Origin of the sequence: Paraburkholderia terrae (assembly GCF_002902925.1) — a bacterium.
GTDB classification, from domain to species: domain Bacteria; phylum Pseudomonadota; class Gammaproteobacteria; order Burkholderiales; family Burkholderiaceae; genus Paraburkholderia; species Paraburkholderia terrae.
The window spans coordinates 1,166,957-1,183,798 of sequence record NZ_CP026112.1; the positions used below are offsets into that span (position 1 = coordinate 1,166,957).

Below are 16,842 nucleotides of genomic sequence, written 5' to 3' on the forward strand. Positions count from 1 at the left end.
AGCGTAAGACCCTGTGGGGGCCCTCAGGCAAACACTAGAGCTGGCGGTGTTAGCCGCTTTCTTTTGCCTACTTTTCTTTGCGGCGGCAAAGAAAAGTAGGTGCCGCCCCGCACAGGGGCGACGCTTGAAGCACGCTAACAAAACGCGGATGCCAGCGCAAAGGCAAAGAAACCAAACTGGCCGCGCCACGAAGGCATAACGCGGATGCCAGCGCAAACCATAGCGAACCACCCAGCGTCGCAGACAAAAAAAACCATGCGTCGCATACAGACAAGTAAACGTCGCAAACCCGACCACCTGATGCATTCTGGTTAGCGATTCTAAAGCCACACCGCGGCAAGCGGCCACAAGGAGATCGACCATGAAGCACCTTAAAAAACTGATGTTATGCGGGGCGCTACTCGCCGCAATGAGCGCAATCGGCACGGGCACCGCGGCAGCGGACACCAAACCGACGATCAAAATCGGCTACGTCGAAGGTTGGGACGACAGCGTCGCCACATCGAACGTCGCCGCACAGATCATCGAAAAACGCCTCGGCTACCCAGTGCAACTCGTGCCCGTAGCGGCAGGCATCATGTGGCAGGGCGTGGCGCGCGGCGACCTGGACGCGACTCTCTCGGCGTGGCTGCCCGTCACGCACGGCGCGTACTGGGATCAGTTCAAGGGCAAGGTGCAAGACCTGGGCGCCAACTTTAACGACGCAAAGATCGGCCTGATCGTGCCCGCCGACGTGCCGGAAAAAACCATCGCCGATCTGCAGGCGCATAAGGCCGACTTCGGCGGACGCATCGTCGGTATCGACGCCGGCGCAGGCGTGATGAAGAAAACCTCGGATGCCATCAAGGCCTACAACCTCGACTATCAACTGATGCCGAGTTCGGGCAGCGCAATGACCGCGGAACTCGCGCGCTCGATGAATGCCAATAAGCCTGTGATCGTTACAGGCTGGATTCCGCACTGGATGTTTGCCAAGTGGAAGCTGAAGTTCCTCGAAGACCCGAAGAAGGTGTACGGCGAATCCGAACACGTGGATAGCGTCATCAATCCGGGCCTCGATACGAAGGCACCGCAAGTAGTCGCGTTTCTGAAGAAATTTCAATGGAAGCCGGGCGAAATCGACAGCGTCATGCTGGCGACGGAGAACGGCGCCAAGCCTGCCGACGCAGCCGGATCGTGGATCGCCGCACACGGCGACCGCGTGAACAGCTGGGTAGGCGGAGCACAATGACCGTCCTTCTTAACGCGTTCTGACGAGCGTTTTGTGGTGATGCAGATGCGCTGCGCGCGTATCGGCATCACCGATGTATGTTTCGGTTGTTCGTGTTCCAGCCAGCGCGCAGGCTCCTTCTTACTACAGATGGAGACTCTGGATGGATCAGGCAAGACTGCGTACCCGCAGTATCGAAGGCGCTACCGATGGCGCCGCGCATGAAGGTCATTCGCTGCAACGCGGCCTGACCTGGAAAGACGCTTTCTGGGTGACGAGCGGCGTGCCCGGCGGCGTGCTGTTTACGATCGGCGGCGTATCCGCGACGATCGGTCAACCCGCGTGGGCCATATGGGTCGCGGCGATCCTGATGGGCCTGATTCAAAGCGCGACTTACGCCGAAATTTCAGGGCTTTTCCCGCACAAGTCGGGCGGCGCGTCCGTATACGGCGCGATGGCCTGGGTGCGCTACAGCAAGACCATCGCGCCCGTTTCCGTGTGGTGCAACTGGCTCGCCTGGTCGCCGATGCTCGCTCTGGGCACGGGCCTCGCCGCCAATTACGCGCTCTCCAGTCTCTATGCGCCCGATGCCGCGATCAATACGTGGCGTCTGACACTGCTCGATCTCAGCTTCATCAAACAAGGGCTGTCGCTGCGCATCAACGCGACGTTCATCATCGCGTCGATCTTTCTGCTGATCACATTCAAGCTGCAGCATAGCGGCGCGTCGAAAGCCGCGAAGACGCAGCGCATTCTCGGCATTGCATCGCTTGCGCCCTTGCTGATCGTCGGTATCGTGCCGTTCGTGACGGGCGACGTGCCCGCCGTGCATCTGTGGCCGCTGCTGCCACTCGGACACGATGCGCAAGGCAACGTGACGGCGTCGACGTTCGGCTCGTGGAATGGCGCGGGCATCACGATGGCGTTCGGCGCGATGTTCATGGCGGGCTGGGCCGCGTACGGCTTCGAGACGGCCGTCTGCTATACGCGCGAGTTCCGCGATCCGCGCAGCGACACGGTAAAAGCAATCTTCTGGTCGGGCATGGCGTGCCTGGTCGTGATGACGCTGGTGCCGCTCGCGTTTCAGGGCGTGTTGGGCACGAAAGGCATGCTCGATCCGAAGATCGCCGACGGCACGGGCGTGGCCGCTGCGATGGCGCATATGGTCGGCGGTGGCGCGATCGTGTTCGACGTGGTCGTCATCATGCTGATGCTGACCATCCTGCTGATCGTGATGACCTCGATGATGGGCTCGTCGCGCACGCTGTATCAGGCATCCGTCGATGGCTGGCTGCCGAAGTATCTGTCGCACGTCAACGAGCACGGCGCGCCGACGCGGGCGATGTGGACCGACCTCGGCTTCAATCTGATCCTGCTGCTGATGTCGGACTACATGACGGTGCTGTCGATCTCGAACGTCTGCTACATGATCTTCGTGTTCCTCAATCTGCAATCGGGCTGGATTCACCGGCTGGATCGCGCGGATGCGGACCGGCCGTTCCGTTGTCCGGCGTGGCTGCTCGCCGCGGGCGCGCTGTGTGGCTATCTGGATCTCGCGTTCATCGGCGCGGGTGCGGACATGCAGGGCGTGGGAACGATGCGCAATGGACTGATCGCGATGCTGCTGATCGTGCCCGTGTTCATGTTCCGCCACTACGTGCAGGATCGCGGGCGTTTCCCCGCGCGCATGCAGCAGGATATGGAGTGGAAAGGCGGATTGCGGCCCGCTGGCCTGCGTGGTTTGCTGCCGTATGGCGCATTACTGCTAGCCGTGTTCGTCGTATGGTTCTCGCACTATCTGGCGAAGCCGTTCCTTTGATCGTCTTTAAGTGATGCCGCCGCCGCGTCTGCCTTGCAGCGCGGCGGCTTCTATTTTCAGAGCACGACGGTTCTGTCGCCGTTGATGAACACACGCCGTTCGACGAACGCCTTCACCGCGCGCGCCAGCGTGATGCATTCGACGTCGCGGCCCACGGCCAGCAGGCGTTCAGGCCCATACGAATGGTCGACGCGCTGCACTTCTTGCTCGATGATCGGGCCTTCGTCGAGATCGTCGGTGACGAAGTGCGCCGTCGCGCCGATCAGCTTGACGCCGCGCGCGTGTGCCTGATGATATGGCCGCGCGCCCTTGAAGCCGGGCAGGAACGAGTGATGGATATTGATCGCGCGGCCCGCGAGCTTGCGGCTCGTTTCGTCGGACAGAATCTGCATATAGCGCGCGAGAATCATCAGCTCCGCGCCGCTTGATTCGAACAGGTCGAGGATTTGCGCTTCCTGTTGCTGCTTCGTTTCAGGCGTCACAGGCAGATGATGGAACGGCAAACCATGCTGCACGGCAAGCGGCTCGAAGTCGGGATGATTCGATGCAATGCCCGCGATGTCCATTTTCAGTTCACCCATTCGCCAGCGGAATAGCAGGTCGGCAAGGCAATGCTCGAGCTTCGACACCATGATCAGTACTTTGGGCCGCGTGTCGAGATCGTGCATCGCCCACTGCATATCGAAGTCGGCGGCGATGGGGTGGAACTCGCGCCGCAACGTATCGATATGCAGCGCCGCTTCGGGCGCGCTCGCCACGCCATGAAACACGCAGCGCACGAAAAAGCGCTCGCTGATGTCGTCGTCGAACACCGTGAGTTCGTCGATATAGCAGTGGTGCCGATCGAGAAAGCCGACGACGGCAGCAACCTGGCCGGCGGCGCTCGGGCAGGAAAGGGTCAGCGCGAACTGATGCGGGCGATCGGTGGTGGGCATGCGGGTCCTCTGTCATTCGATATGGGATTCCCGCATGACCGTGCCATTGAACCTGTAGCGCAGCGCGACGCGGCAAGCGGGATGATCAAGTAAATCAGCCCAATTTGCGCGCGCATAGAACCGATGCGCCGTGCTCGTGGTATCGGAACGTCAGGCGTGCGCGTGCTCGCCGACGTCGATCAGTTCGTTGAAAACCCAGCGCCGGAAGAGCGGCACGGCGGCCGGCGCGGGGCGCGCGGGCGGACAGACGAGGTAATAGCCGCGCTCGGTGGTCACGGGCGTGTCGAGCAGGTGTACGAGCAGGCCGGATGCGATGAGCTCGTCTGTCAGCGGCGTCCAGCCGAGCGCGACGCCCTGGCCCATCAGCGCGGCCTGCACGACGAGCGAATAGCTGTTGAACATCATCCCCTGGCTGTCTTCCGGCGCTTGCAGACCGTGCGCGGCGAACCATGTGTTCCAGGCAAGCCAGCGCTCGGGGTCGGTGGGCTGCACGTGTAGTAGCGGCAGTGCGGCGAGATCGGCGGCAACGCGTACGGATGCGTGAAGTTCGCGGAACGCGGGCGAGCAGACGGGCGTGACGGCTTCGGCGAAAAGGCGCGTCGACGTGCAGGGCGGCCAATGGCCGTCGCCGAACGCTATGGCGATATCCGCGTGGTCGCGATGCGGATCGTAGCCGAGTTGCGACGTGACGATCTTCACGTTGACGCCGGGCATCGACGCCTTGAGTCGTGCCAGGCGTGGCATCAGCCAGTAGGTGGCGAAGCCGGCGTCGGTGAGGATCGTCAATGCGCCCGTTGCGCGGCGCGCGCGGATGTCGGCTGTCGCTTCGCGGATCGTGTCGAGACCGCTGCGCACGGCTTCATAGAGCAACGCGCCTTCGGGCGTGAGCGTCACGCCGCGATGGCCGCGCTCGAATAGTGGTGCGCCGAGGTCTTCTTCGAGCTGCACGATGCGCTGGCTCACGGCGGGCTGCGTCGAGCCGAGCTCGCGCGCGGCGGCCGTGAAGCTCGCGAGCCGCGCGGCCGATTCGAAGGCCGATAAGGTCTGCATCGGCGGAAGACGGTCTGGTCCCGGCATAACATCCCCTTATGGGCCGATAAGCACACGCCGCCTTCACAACGGTTTAATGAGCGGCAATAGTGACATGCAGGCGGCGCTCGTTGCATTGCAAGCGCCGCACCTCGAAGCGTAACCCCACGATTCTAATCCGCCCCGCCCATGAGCCTTAATACAAAGCAGAATATCGTTATCTTGATGGCGGACCAGATGACGCCGTTCGCGCTGCGCGCGTATGGCAATCAGGTCTCGCTGACGCCGCGCATCGATGCGCTGGCGAAAGAAGGCGTCGTATTCGATTCCGCGTACTGCGCGAGCCCGCTGTGCGCTCCGTCGCGCTTTTCGATGATGGCGGGCAAATTGCCCGCCGCAATCGGTGCTTACGATAACGCCGCCGAATTGCCCGCGCAAACGCTGACGTTCGCGCATTACCTGCGGGCGGCGGGCTATCGGACGATCCTCTCGGGCAAGATGCATTTCTGCGGCCCCGACCAGTTGCACGGTTTCGAGGAGCGCCTGACCACCGACATCTATCCCGCCGATTTCGGCTGGGTGCCGGACTGGGATCGTCCGGACGTGCGGCCTAGCTGGTATCACAACATGAGTTCTGTGCTCGATGCGGGCCCGTGCGTGCGCACGAACCAGCTCGATTTCGACGACGAAGTGACCTACACGACGCGTCAGAAGCTATACGACATCGTGCGCGAGCGTGCGGCGGGCGGCGACGCGCGGCCGTTTTGCCTCGTCGCGTCGCTCACGCATCCCCATGATCCTTACGCGATTCCGCAGCAATACTGGGACCTGTACCGCGATGAAGAGATCGACATGCCGCGCGTAACACTGACGCGCGAAGAGAGCGATCCCCATTCGAAGCGTCTGCGCGATGTTTACGAAGCGGATATCACACCGCCGACTGAACAACAGGTTCGCGACGCACGACACGCGTACTATGGCGCGCTCTCATATGTCGATGCGCAATTCGGCGCGATTCTCGACACGCTGAAAGCAACCGGCCTCGCCGACGATACGATAGTCATCGTCACATCGGATCACGGCGAAATGCTCGGTGAACGCGGGCTCTGGTACAAGATGACATGTTTTGAAGGTGGCGTGCGCGTGCCGCTGATCGTGCATGCGCCAAAGCACTATCGAGCGCATCGCGTGGCTGCATCGGTCTCGCACGTCGATCTTCTGCCGACTCTGGTCGAAATGGCAACGGGCGCCCGGCGCGTGGAATGGCCCGATTCCGTGGATGGACAGAGCCTTATCCCGCATCTGCACAACGACGGCGGCCACGACGAAGCGATTGTCGAGTACTTCGCGGAAGGCGCAATTGCGCCGATGATGATGATCCGGCGCGGCAAGTACAAGTTCATTCATACGCCCGTCGATCCCGATCAGCTCTACGATCTTGCGGACGATCCGCAGGAGCGCGTGAACCTCGCGCAAGATCCGAAGAATGCCGCGCTCGTCGACGCATTTCGCAAGGAGATCGCGCAGCGCTGGAACATTCCCGCACTGCATCAAGCGGTGATCGCGAGCCAGCGCCGCCGGCGCTTTCATTTTGAAGCGACAACGCAAGGCACGATCCGCTCATGGGACTGGCAGCCATTCAACGACGCAAGCCAGCGCTACATGCGCAATCACATTGAACTCGATACGCTCGAAGCGATGGCGCGTTATCCGCGCGTCGTCAGCGGCTAATGACAGGCAAGAGAGAGAAAACTTCAATACGGGAGTCCACGATGAACATACGCTGGAGAAGTTCGCTTGCGAAGGCCGCATTGGTGCTTGCTGCATGCGGCATTGCATTGACAGGTTCGTCGCATGCAGCAGAGCCCCAAAGCTGCACGCAAGTCCGGATGGCCGACCCCGGCTGGACCGATATCGATGCGACGAACGCAGTCACGGGCGTGCTGCTGAAGGCGCTTGGCTATCAGCAGAACGTGTCGAACCTGTCGGTGCCGATCACGTATCAGGGTCTGAAAAAAGGGCAAATCGACGTGTTTCTGGGCAACTGGATGCCCGCGCAAGGTCCGCTCGTCAAGCCGTTCGTTGATGAACGTTCGATCGACGTGCTGCATGCGAATCTGACCAATGCGAAGTTCACGCTTGCCGTTCCCGACTATGTCGCCGCCGCGGGCGTGCATTCATTCGCCGATCTCGTCAAGCACGCCGACCAGTTCAACGGAAAGATCTATGGCATCGAGCCAGGTGCGCCCGCCAATCAGAACATCAAGAAGATGATTTCCGATAAGGCATTTGGTCTCGGCGACTGGAAGATTGTCGAATCGAGTGAAACGGGGATGTTGACGCAGGTCGAGCGCGCGGTGCGAGACAAGCAATGGATCGTGTTTCTCGCGTGGGAACCGCATCTGATGAACACGAAATTCCATTTGACCTATCTGTCGGGCGGTGACGCGTATTTCGGCCCGAACTACGGTGGCGCGACGGTGAATACCGTAACGCGTGCGGGTTTTTCCGGCCAATGCACGAATCTCGCCAGGCTCTTTCAACAATTGACATTCAATGTCGATCTGGAAAACCAGATCATCACGAATGTGCTGCAAAACAAGGTGGATATCATTACCGCGGCGTCGAATGCGCTGAAAGGCAATCCCGCTTTGTTAAATACATGGCTCAAAGGCGTGACGACCACGAATGGCGGCGACGGATTGCAGGCAGTGCAGGCGCAACTCGGCATTCATTGAATCGGCATTGTCGAGACTGTCAAATGGCGCGCGGTTCCGCAAGGGGCCGCGCGCTTTTCTTATGCGGTATGCGTGTTCGTTTTGTTGCGTGTGTCGCTAACAGACCAAAGTACGTCGTGTTTGGTCGAGTTGCCTGAAAAATGGATTTGTACTGTGCATTCATCGTCGTGCGAATTGCACAAGCCGCGAAGTCCGCTTCGCATCCCTATCCCCCTCAGAGTCAGGCAAGAGAGAACCACACAATGAAAAAGCTGAATGCCGCAGCACTGACAGGCGTCGCGCTCGCGCTCGCTGGAATGTCGAACGCGAGTCACGCGCAGAGCAGTGTCACGTTGTATGGGATCATCGACGCGGGCATTACCTGGGTCAATAATACAGGTGGCTCGCACGTCGTGAAGTTCGACGACGGCATCTCATATGGCAACCGCTTCGGCATCAAGGGCACGGAAGATCTGGGCGGCGGCTTGCAGGCGGTGTTCGTGCTCGAAAGCGGCTTTCACCTCGGCAATGGGCAACTGGGCTTCGGCAGTGCGCTGTTCGGGCGTCAGGCGTATGTGGGGCTGAAGAACCAGTGGGGCACGCTGTCGTTCGGCAATCAGCTGGATATGACGGAAGAGATGGTGTACCTGTACAACATCTCGGCGTGGGGGAGCGGCTACGCGATTCACCAGGGCGACTTCGACCGCTTCAATGGCGACCGGCTGCCCAATTCGGTGAAGTTCCTGTCGAATGAATTCGCCGGCTTCATGTTCGGCGGCATGTACTCGTTCGGCAACGTTGCAGGCGATTTCCACCAGGACAGCGCATGGAGCGTCGGCGCACACTATGCGAATGGACCGTTCACGATGGGCGCGGCCTATACGCAACTGAACAATCCGCACGGCATCTACGCCTTCGATCCGTACGCGATGCTCGGCGTACACACTTTTCTCGGCCAGCAGACGGTTACCGTCGATCCGGCGACAGGCGCGAGAACCGATCTCTTTTCGAGCAACCCATTTCCTGTCGACAAGCAGGGCACATTCGGCGTCGGCTCGAGCTACGCGATCGGCGACGTGACACTGATGGGTAACTTCACCTATACGACGATCAAGGGCCTGGGCGTCACGTCGCACATGAAGGTGGGTGAAGGCGGCGCGAGCTGGCAGGTGACGCCGGCGTTCAGCGTGATCGGCGGCTACCAGTATACGAACTTCGAAGGACATCACTGGAATCAGGGTTCGCTCGGCGCGCACTATCTGCTGTCCAAGCGCACGGACGTCTATATTTCAGGTGATTATCTGAAGGCGTCGAGCGGCGTGGATGCGGTGATCGGCTATAGCTTCACGCCGTCCGCCACGACGACACAGGCCGATGTACGTATCGGCATGCGGCACTCGTTCTGATGCCTGTTTGATTTGCCTTGTCCGCAAAGGGCAAGGCAAATCGATCAAAACGACACTACATTCAAGGCACTGCGGTCTCTAGTGTCGTATTCGCATTGCCACCGGCAGTATGACGCAGCGGACTCCGGTCGCTGCGCGGACTCGCGCCGAACCGCGCGCGATAGGTCCGCGAGAAATGCGACGGCGACTCGAAGCCGCACGCGACACAGATTGCCGTAATCGACATATCGGTCTGCCTCAACAGCTCGCGCGCGCGATCCAGCCGCAATTGCAGATAGAAATGGGTCGGCGTGTCCTTTAGCGACGAACAAAAAAGCCGCTCCAGCTGTCTGCGCGTGACGCCGATTTCCTGCGCGAGATCGGCGGGCGCAAGCGGTTCTTCCATGTTCTGTTCCATTACGCCGATCACCTGAATCAGCTTGCGGTTATGCACGCCGTAACGCGCGGCGATTTCCATGCGCTGATGATCGGAGCGCTGGCGGATGCGGCTCACGACGAATTGTTCGGAGATCGACGAAGCGAGCGCCGCACCGTGGCTGCGCGAGATCAGGTCGAGCATCATGTCGATCGAAGCGGTGCCGCCCGCGCACGTGATGCGCCGCGCGCCGATCTCGAATAGCTCTTCGCTCGCATCCACCGACGGGTAGCGCTCGCGGAATGCGGAGAGCGCCTCCCAATGCAGGGTCACGCTGTCGGTTGCGCGCAGCAGTCCCGCTTCGGCCAGAATAAAGGCGCCCGTGTCGATGCCGCCGAGCGTCGCGTGCGCGTGGTCGAGCCGTCGGAGCCAGTCGCCGAGCGCGCGGTTGTAGCACGCAAGCGGATCGAAACCCGCGACGATAAAGACGGTTCGCGCGTGATCGACGTCGCCGAATGCGGCTTCGGCATTCATCGAAATGCCGTTGCTCGCGGCCACGGGCGCGCCGTCCACGCTCAGGATATGCCAGCGATAAAGGTTCTCGCGAAAGCGGTTCGCGACGCGCAAAGGCTCGATAGCCGACATGAAGCCAAGAGCCGAAAAGCCCGGCAGCAGCAGAAACGAAATGTCTTCGGGCATCGCTCGATCTTCTGGATGTCAGGTTGGCCGGATTCGTCGAATCCGGCGAGCGTAGCAAGCAGCATGCAATGCGGCAAGCCGACAAAAATCCATGCTCGTATGGCGCAGCGCACCAATCGTGCCGACGCATGCTGGTTTTCCCTCATGGTCGCGCGCAAGCAAGAACGGGTCGCTGATAGTCGATTTTGCCGGAATATGGATTTGTACCTTTAATGCACGTCGCGTCTTTCCAGGGTCGTCTCACTCGCCGCCTGCCACCCGGGCGTTCTAGAACATTACGAGCTGTGTCGAAGGGGATCGTCATGAAGTTGATCATCAAAGCCATTTCCGCATGTCTTGCCGGCCTTCTGGCCGCACTGTCGCTGCCCGCGCTCGCGCAGGACCCGCCGAGTTGCCGCGCCGTCCATTTCGCGGATATCGGCTGGACCGACATCACGTCGACGACGGCACTCGCGTCGACGGTATTCGAAGGGCTGGGTTATCAACCAGTGACGACGGTGGCATCCGTGCCGATCTCGTTTGCCGGATTGAAGAGCAAGCAGCTCGACGTCTCGCTCGGGTACTGGTGGCCCGTACAGGAAAAGGCGATTGCGCCGTTCGTCGACGCGAAGTCGATCAACGTCTTGCAGCCACCTAATCTGACGGGCGCAAGGGCGACGTTTGCCGTGCCCACTTACGAATACGACGCGGGACTGAAGACTTTCGCCGATATCGCGAAGCATCGCGCGGAACTCGACGGAAAGATCTATGGCATCGAGCCGGGCAGCAGCGCGAATGCCGCAATCCAGAAGATGATTGCGACCAATCAGTTCGGTCTGGGCGGATTCAAGCTGATCGAATCGAGCGAGGCGGGCATGCTCGTGACCGTCGACCGTGCAGTGCGCGAGAAGAAATGGGTGGTCTTTCTCGGCTGGCAGCCGCATCCGATGAACATTCAGCTCGATATGAAGTACCTGAGCGGGAGCGAGGGCGTATTCGGTCCGAACGATGGCGAGGCGCGTGTTTATACGCTGACGTCGCCGGATTTTCTGACGCGCTGCCCGAACGCGGGAAAGCTCGTGAGCAATCTTCGCTTTACCACGCAGCTCGAGAACGTCGTGATGCAGTCGGTGATGAACAAGGAGAAACCCGCCGAAGCCGCTAAAGCGTATTTGAAAAAGAATCCGCAAGTACTCGACGAATGGCTCGCAGGCGTCAAGACGTATGACGGCAAGGATGGCTTGCCTGCCGTGAAGGCTTACCTCGGTCTTTGAGATTCGACATTCGAATACGGAAAGTACTTTTCCATTGCAACTAATCAGACACCACAGTTAACAGGAATTGCACGCATGAACCATGAAGTGATCGTGACCTGCGCTGTCACGGGTGCAGGCGACACCGTCGGCAGGCATCCCGCCATTCCCGTCACGCCGAAACAGATCGCCGATGCCGCGATCGAAGCCGCAAAAGCAGGCGCGACCGTCGCGCATTGCCATGTGCGCGATCCGAAAACGGGGCGCGGCAGCCGCGATCCGAATCTGTATCGCGAGGTCGTCGACCGTATTCGTTCCGCGGATACGGACGTCATCATCAATCTGACGGCGGGCATGGGTGGCGACCTGGAGATCGGTCCCGGCGAAGATCCGATGCGCTTCGGCGCGGGCACCGATCTCGTCGGCGGTCTGACGCGGCTTGCCCATGTGGAAGAGCTTTTACCGGAGATCTGCACACTTGATTGCGGCACGCTCAATTTCGGCGACGGCGACTATATCTACGTATCGACGCCCGCTCAATTGCGGGCGGGCGCGAAGCGCATTCAGGAACTCGGCGTCAAGCCGGAACTGGAGATCTTCGATACGGGCCACCTGTGGTTCGCCAATCAATTGCTGAAAGAAGGCCTGCTCGATGCGCCGCCGATGTTTCAACTGTGCCTCGGCATTCCGTGGGGCGCGCCCGCCGACACCACGACGATGAAGGCCATGGTCGACAACCTGCCGCCAGGCGCGCAATGGGCGGGCTTCGGCATCGGCCGGATGCAGATGCCGATGGTCGCGCAGGCGATGCTGCTCGGCGGTCACGTGCGCGTGGGTCTCGAAGACAACATCTGGCTCGACAAGGGCGTGCCTGCGAGCAATGGCTCGCTGGTCACGCGCGCCGTTGAAATCATCGAAAGGCTTGGCGGCCGCGCGCTGACACCGGCGGAAGGCCGAAAGAAACTCGGCTTGCCTGCACGTGGCGAACGGCTGCTTGAAAAGCGTGCTGCAGAACAGTTCGCATAACGCTTTGAACTATTCGAGAGGATCATCGGCAATGGCAGTGATTACGGATATCAAGACTTTTGCAGCAATCGGCGCAGGTGTGATCGGCAGCGGCTGGGTGGCACGCGCGCTCGCGCATGGGCTCGCCGTCATTGCATGGGACCCGGCGCCGGGCGCGGAGAAGCAGTTGCGCGACAACGTCGCGAATGCATGGCCCGCGCTCGAACGCGTCGGACTCGCGGCGGGCGCTTCGCAGGAGCGTCTGCGTTTCGTGAAGACGATTGAAGCATGCGTCGCGGATGCCGACTTCATTCAGGAAAGCGCGCCTGAACGCGAGGAATTGAAGCTCGCGTTGCATGAACAGATTAGCCGCGCGGCGAAGCCCGATGCGATCATCGCATCGTCGACATCGGGCCTGCTGCCGACTGATTTCTATGCGCGTGCGTTTCACCCCGAGCGCTGTATCGTCGGGCATCCGTTCAATCCTGTTTATCTGTTGCCGCTTGTCGAAGTGTTGGGTGGTGAGCAAACCGCGCCTTCGACCGTCGACGCCGCAATGAGCATCTATCGCGCGCTCGGCATGCGGCCGCTGCATGTGCGCAAGGAAGTGCCGGGCTTTATCGCCGACCGGCTGCTCGAAGCGCTGTGGCGCGAGGCACTGCATCTGGTCGACGAAGGCGTCGCGACGACAGGGGAAATCGACGATGCGATCCGCTTTGGCGCGGGCATCCGCTGGTCGTTCATGGGGACGTTCCTCACTTATACGCTCGCTGGCGGCGACGCAGGCATGCGGCATTTCATGCAGCAATTCGGGCCCGCGCTGGAATTGCCGTGGACGAAACTCGTCGCGCCGAAGCTGACGGATCAGTTGATCGATCGCGTGGTGGACGGAACGGCGGAGCAGGTTGGTCCGCGATCCATCAAGCAACTCGAACGCTATCGCGACGAATGCATCACGAACGTGCTGTCCGCGATTGCCGAAACGAAAGCGCGTCATGGCTTGCGTGCCGACGAATAAGGTCGAGTAATATCTGTGCGTATGCGGGGCGTCGAAACAGATGTCCCGCGCGTGCAGTACCTCATTCAAAGCGACGGAGACATTCGCCATGCCGCGACACGCGGAATTGCCTGCGTATCACGACGTCGTGCGCGCCGAGTGGGTCGACTACAACGGCCATCTGCGCGACGCGTTCTATATGCTGATTTTCAGCTTCGCCACCGATGCGCTGATCGACCAGATCGGCCTCGACGACGCGGTGCGCAAAGCGCGTGGCCGCTCGATCTATACGCTCGAAGCGCACATCCACTATCTGCACGAAATCAAGGAAGGCGCCCGAGTGCGAGTCGAGATGCGCGTACTCGCGCATGACGCCAAGCGCATGCACCTGTACCTCGAAATGTTCGCTGGCGATGGCGCTGAAGCTGTCGCGGCGGGGGAGCAGATGCTGTTGCACGTCGACACCAGCGGGCCGCGTTCAGCGGTGTTCGACAGCGATGTCGAGGCGCGCGTGCGCGCGCTCGTCGATGCGCAAGCGGCGCTGCCTGCGCCGCGATACGCGGGGCGCGTGATTGGCTTGCCGGGGCAAACGCGCAAATAGCGCCGCGCGCATTCGCGTGCATGATCAGAAAACGTAAGCGGAGCACGCGACATGCTCGAACCCGAGATGGTTGCATTCGTCGAGCGCACGAAGGGTCTTTATCCGCCCGATCGATCAGCGTCGACGTTTGCCGGACAGCGCGCGGTGTACGAACGGTACGCCGCCGCGTTCACGCCGCCATTACCCGATGGCGTCACGACTCACGACGCGCCTTTCACATCGCCCGATGGGCACACGTTCGGCGTGCGCCTGTATGCGCCCGCTGAGCACGCGCGGTCGGCGGGCACCGTGCTGTATTTTCATGGCGGCGGGTTCGTCGTCGGATCGCTCGACAGTCACGACCTGATCACGGCGCGCATCGCGGCGGATACCGGGTTGTGCGTGGTGGCCGTCGATTATCGGCTTGCGCCAGAGCACGCCGCGCCGGCCGCTCACGACGATTGCCTCGCCGTCACGCGCGCCGCGCTCGATGGCCGCCTGCCGTTCGGTCCGCTACCGCGTTCGCTGCAACTGGCAGGCGACAGCGCGGGCGGCACGCTCGCGGCGAGTGTCGCGATGCGTCTGCGTGACGAGGGGAAAGCGGGTGTGCGCAGCGTCGCGCTGGTTTATCCGATGCTGGGCATCGAACCGCAATTGCCCGCGCGCAACTCGGAAGCCGATGCACCGATGCTCACGCTTGCCGATGTGCGCCGCTGCGGCGCGCTGTATTGGGGCGGCCGGGCACACGGTTACGCGTGGACCGTTCCGCTCGAAGCATCACGCTATGATGGATTTCCGCCGACGCTTGCGATCGGCGTCGAGCACGATCCATTGCGCGACGACGCCCGCGTCTTTGCAGAACGCATCCGTGCCGCGGGAGGGCAGGCGAGTGCGCCTGTCGGCATTGGCCTCGTCCACGGATCGTGGCGCGCGCTGGCGACGAGTCCCGGCGTGCAATGGATGCATCGCGAAGTGTGCCGCTTCCTCGTCGAACACGCTGGCGGTTGACGTCGGGAACCCCGACGACTGCCGATTGTTGCAAGAAACGTCGGTTATGCAGCGAATGCGTGCTCGAGCACTTCGGCCGCGATCATGGCAGAGGCGTTCGCGGGAGCGGGGCGTTCGGCTGGCTTGAAGACGGCGTCGCCACGCCGGATCTTTCTGCGTGAAACGGCGCACGTGCCGGACGTATGCGCCGAGCGGCGGCGCCAGCGTTGCTCGCCATAATGGCAGCGGCCGGGTTCGATCCAGCGGATCACCAGCGTCGTGTCAGAGTGTTCGAGAATCTCGATGCGCAACCCGTTAGCGCCCATCAACGGTAAACACTCCAGCGTGGTCATGGTCGGCTCCGTATTTGTGGTGTGCCGAATTTAGACCCGCGCGCGCGTGAGAGCCATTGTGCTCGCGTAGAAACACTGTTCCCGATTTAGCAATAATCAGGTCTTGGGTATGCACGCGGACGGTATGAAGCCGTTTTGCGGCTCGTTATATCGATTACACGCAAATATGCAACGAACTGTTGTATGAACGGCAGAAAAGGGCCGGACCGTTTGCCTGGTCTGCCGGCAATCGTTGCATCCTTTAAGATGAACGGCTTGGCAACGCCGTGGCGAGCGTGCGCAGGCATTGCGCATGCGCCTATCCGCTGACGATGTTTGCCCGCCCCATCATTGCGATTCGCGGTCGTTGAACGCGCATCGAGTCCATCACGAGGTCACATGAATCAGCGCCCGCCCGACGTTCCACCCGAGGCCGACATCCCGAATCGCCGCAAGATGCAGCGGATCGCTTCGGCCGCGCTGTATGCCGTGATGGTGGCGCTGGCGATCTGGGTGATCCGCGATTTCGTGCCGGCCATTGCGTGGGCTTGCGTGATCGCAATTGCGCTGTGGCCGGCGTTTCACCGGATCGAAGAACACAGCCTGTTCAAGGGGCGTTCGACGCTGATCGCGACCGTTCTGACCATTGCCATCGGCTTGCTGTTTCTGCTGCCTGTCGGGATCGGGATTGCGCAGGCGGCGGCCGAGGCGCACGACGTGATCGAATGGGCGCACGACGTGCAGGAGAACGGCATTCCGTTGCCGGACTTCATCCAGCATTTGCCGTTTGGCGCAGCGCAGATCGGGGCCTGGTGGCAGGACAACCTGACCCAGCCGCTGCGCGATTCGCCTGCGATGAAGGGCTTGCACGGCGGAGCTGTCGTCACGTTTGGCCGGCATTTCGGCGCGCGGGCCGCGCACGCGCTGATGCTGTTCGGCTTCATGCTCGTCACGCTGTTCGTGATCTTTCAGGCTGGGCCGAAGCTGTCGGGCGAATTGATGAAGGGCATGCGGCGCGCGTTCGGCTATGACGGCATGCATCTCGCCGAACGGATGGCGGCGGCTGTGCGCGGGACGGTGTCGGGGCTGGTGGTCGTCGGGATCGGCGAGGGGGCGCTGCTGCTGCTCGCGTATATGCTGACGGGCGTCCCGCACGCGGCGCTGCTCGGGTTCGTCACGGCCGTCGCTGCGATGCTGCCGTTCTGCGCGCCGATCGTATTCTGCGGCGCGGCGCTTTGGCTTTTCATCGAGCAAGGCGCGCTCGTTCCTGCGATTGGCCTTGCCGTGTTCGGCTTCGTCGTTGCGTTTGTCGCTGAGCACTTCGTGCGGCCGGTGCTGATTGGCAGTTCGGCGCGGCTGCCGTTTCTGCTCGTGCTGTTCGGGATTCTCGGCGGCGCGGAGACGTTCGGGCTGCTCGGGCTATTCGTCGGCCCGGCGCTGATGACTGTGCTGATGGTGCTATGGACAGAGTGGGTCGAGCGCTGATGCGCCCTTTCTTAATGCAGTGTCTGGTTGAGTGAGGCTCGCGTAACTACCTGA

The 16,842-nt window shown here is 61.4% G+C and carries 15 protein-coding genes; 11 read left to right on the forward strand and 4 right to left on the reverse strand.

Annotated features, from left to right (window positions below):
• The first annotated feature begins 361 nt into the window (after positions 1-361).
• Positions 362-1,231, forward strand: coding sequence for a glycine betaine ABC transporter substrate-binding protein (locus tag C2L65_RS21460; RefSeq protein ID WP_042314288.1), 870 nt, complete (start codon positions 362-364; stop codon positions 1,229-1,231).
• 142 nt (positions 1,232-1,373) lie between these two features.
• A complete protein-coding gene (locus tag C2L65_RS21465; RefSeq protein WP_042314287.1) occupies positions 1,374-3,029 on the forward strand; it encodes a trimethylamine N-oxide permease in 1,656 nt (551 codons plus the stop codon).
• Between the two features lie 56 nt (positions 3,030-3,085).
• Here C2L65_RS21465 and purU read toward each other — a convergent pair whose 3' ends face one another.
• Both purU and C2L65_RS21475 read right to left on the reverse strand, forming a co-directional pair.
• Complete coding sequence (gene purU, locus C2L65_RS21470; RefSeq protein ID WP_042314286.1) at positions 3,086-3,964, reverse strand: formyltetrahydrofolate deformylase; 879 nt, start codon at positions 3,962-3,964, stop codon at positions 3,086-3,088.
• Positions 3,965-4,114: 150 nt separating this feature from the next.
• Entirely contained in the window at positions 4,115-5,041 is a 927-nt protein-coding gene (locus C2L65_RS21475) for a choline sulfate utilization transcriptional regulator (protein WP_042314285.1), read from the reverse strand.
• Positions 5,042-5,182: 141 nt separating this feature from the next.
• On the opposite strand from C2L65_RS21475, the gene betC reads away from it, so the two are divergent.
• The 3 genes from betC to C2L65_RS21490 all read left to right on the forward strand — a co-directional run bounded on the left by betC (position 5,183) and on the right by C2L65_RS21490 (position 9,116).
• Positions 5,183-6,724, forward strand: coding sequence for a choline-sulfatase (gene betC, locus C2L65_RS21480; protein ID WP_042314284.1), 1,542 nt, complete (start codon positions 5,183-5,185; stop codon positions 6,722-6,724).
• A gap of 41 nt (positions 6,725-6,765) precedes the next feature.
• Positions 6,766-7,731, forward strand: a complete 966-nt coding sequence (locus C2L65_RS21485) for a choline ABC transporter substrate-binding protein (protein WP_042314283.1) — start codon at positions 6,766-6,768, stop codon at positions 7,729-7,731.
• Positions 7,732-7,973: 242 nt separating this feature from the next.
• On the forward strand, positions 7,974-9,116 hold the full coding sequence (locus tag C2L65_RS21490) for a porin (RefSeq protein ID WP_042314282.1): 1,143 nt from the start codon (positions 7,974-7,976) through the stop codon (positions 9,114-9,116).
• A gap of 61 nt (positions 9,117-9,177) precedes the next feature.
• Here the strand turns inward: C2L65_RS21490 and C2L65_RS21495 are convergent, their stop codons facing one another.
• A complete protein-coding gene (locus C2L65_RS21495; protein WP_042314281.1) occupies positions 9,178-10,170 on the reverse strand; it encodes a GlxA family transcriptional regulator in 993 nt (330 codons plus the stop codon).
• A 302-nt stretch (positions 10,171-10,472) separates the two neighbouring features.
• Here C2L65_RS21495 and C2L65_RS21500 point away from each other — a divergent pair, with 302 nt between their 5' ends.
• The 5 genes from C2L65_RS21500 to C2L65_RS21520 all read left to right on the forward strand — a co-directional run bounded on the left by C2L65_RS21500 (position 10,473) and on the right by C2L65_RS21520 (position 14,992).
• Positions 10,473-11,423, forward strand: coding sequence for a choline ABC transporter substrate-binding protein (locus tag C2L65_RS21500; RefSeq protein WP_042314280.1), 951 nt, complete (start codon positions 10,473-10,475; stop codon positions 11,421-11,423).
• Positions 11,424-11,498: 75 nt separating this feature from the next.
• Positions 11,499-12,428, forward strand: a complete 930-nt coding sequence (cdhC, locus tag C2L65_RS21505; protein ID WP_042314279.1) for a 3-dehydrocarnitine:acetyl-CoA trimethylamine transferase CdhC — start codon at positions 11,499-11,501, stop codon at positions 12,426-12,428.
• A gap of 31 nt (positions 12,429-12,459) precedes the next feature.
• A complete protein-coding gene (locus C2L65_RS21510; protein ID WP_042314278.1) occupies positions 12,460-13,425 on the forward strand; it encodes an L-carnitine dehydrogenase in 966 nt (321 codons plus the stop codon).
• Between the two features lie 88 nt (positions 13,426-13,513).
• Entirely contained in the window at positions 13,514-14,005 is a 492-nt protein-coding gene (locus C2L65_RS21515) for a thioesterase family protein (protein WP_042314277.1), read from the forward strand.
• Positions 14,006-14,056: 51 nt separating this feature from the next.
• A complete protein-coding gene (locus C2L65_RS21520) occupies positions 14,057-14,992 on the forward strand; it encodes an alpha/beta hydrolase (RefSeq protein ID WP_042314276.1) in 936 nt (311 codons plus the stop codon).
• Positions 14,993-15,036: 44 nt separating this feature from the next.
• Here C2L65_RS21520 and C2L65_RS21525 read toward each other — a convergent pair whose 3' ends face one another.
• Positions 15,037-15,324, reverse strand: a complete 288-nt coding sequence (locus C2L65_RS21525; RefSeq protein ID WP_007749046.1) for a DUF3331 domain-containing protein — start codon at positions 15,322-15,324, stop codon at positions 15,037-15,039.
• 378 nt (positions 15,325-15,702) lie between these two features.
• Here C2L65_RS21525 and C2L65_RS21530 point away from each other — a divergent pair, with 378 nt between their 5' ends.
• Complete coding sequence (locus tag C2L65_RS21530; RefSeq protein WP_042314275.1) at positions 15,703-16,788, forward strand: AI-2E family transporter; 1,086 nt, start codon at positions 15,703-15,705, stop codon at positions 16,786-16,788.
• The last annotated feature ends 54 nt before the right edge of the window (positions 16,789-16,842 follow it).

What these genes read in the sequence shown, in the direction of transcription:
- C2L65_RS21460 (WP_042314288.1), top strand. Translation starts at nt 362, where the DNA reads ATGAAGCACCTTAAAAAACTGATGTTATGCGGGGCGCTACTCGCCGCA.
- C2L65_RS21465 (WP_042314287.1), top strand. Translation starts at nt 1,374, where the DNA reads ATGGATCAGGCAAGACTGCGTACCCGCAGTATCGAAGGCGCTACCGAT.
- purU (WP_042314286.1), bottom strand. Translation starts at nt 3,964, where the DNA reads ATGCCCACCACCGATCGCCCGCATCAGTTCGCGCTGACCCTTTCCTGC.
- C2L65_RS21475 (WP_042314285.1), bottom strand. Translation starts at nt 5,041, where the DNA reads ATGCCGGGACCAGACCGTCTTCCGCCGATGCAGACCTTATCGGCCTTC.
- betC (WP_042314284.1), top strand. Translation starts at nt 5,183, where the DNA reads ATGAGCCTTAATACAAAGCAGAATATCGTTATCTTGATGGCGGACCAG.
- C2L65_RS21485 (WP_042314283.1), top strand. Translation starts at nt 6,766, where the DNA reads ATGAACATACGCTGGAGAAGTTCGCTTGCGAAGGCCGCATTGGTGCTT.
- C2L65_RS21490 (WP_042314282.1), top strand. Translation starts at nt 7,974, where the DNA reads ATGAAAAAGCTGAATGCCGCAGCACTGACAGGCGTCGCGCTCGCGCTC.
- C2L65_RS21495 (WP_042314281.1), bottom strand. Translation starts at nt 10,170, where the DNA reads ATGCCCGAAGACATTTCGTTTCTGCTGCTGCCGGGCTTTTCGGCTCTT.
- C2L65_RS21500 (WP_042314280.1), top strand. Translation starts at nt 10,473, where the DNA reads ATGAAGTTGATCATCAAAGCCATTTCCGCATGTCTTGCCGGCCTTCTG.
- cdhC (WP_042314279.1), top strand. Translation starts at nt 11,499, where the DNA reads ATGAACCATGAAGTGATCGTGACCTGCGCTGTCACGGGTGCAGGCGAC.
- C2L65_RS21510 (WP_042314278.1), top strand. Translation starts at nt 12,460, where the DNA reads ATGGCAGTGATTACGGATATCAAGACTTTTGCAGCAATCGGCGCAGGT.
- C2L65_RS21515 (WP_042314277.1), top strand. Translation starts at nt 13,514, where the DNA reads ATGCCGCGACACGCGGAATTGCCTGCGTATCACGACGTCGTGCGCGCC.
- C2L65_RS21520 (WP_042314276.1), top strand. Translation starts at nt 14,057, where the DNA reads ATGCTCGAACCCGAGATGGTTGCATTCGTCGAGCGCACGAAGGGTCTT.
- C2L65_RS21525 (WP_007749046.1), bottom strand. Translation starts at nt 15,324, where the DNA reads ATGACCACGCTGGAGTGTTTACCGTTGATGGGCGCTAACGGGTTGCGC.
- C2L65_RS21530 (WP_042314275.1), top strand. Translation starts at nt 15,703, where the DNA reads ATGAATCAGCGCCCGCCCGACGTTCCACCCGAGGCCGACATCCCGAAT.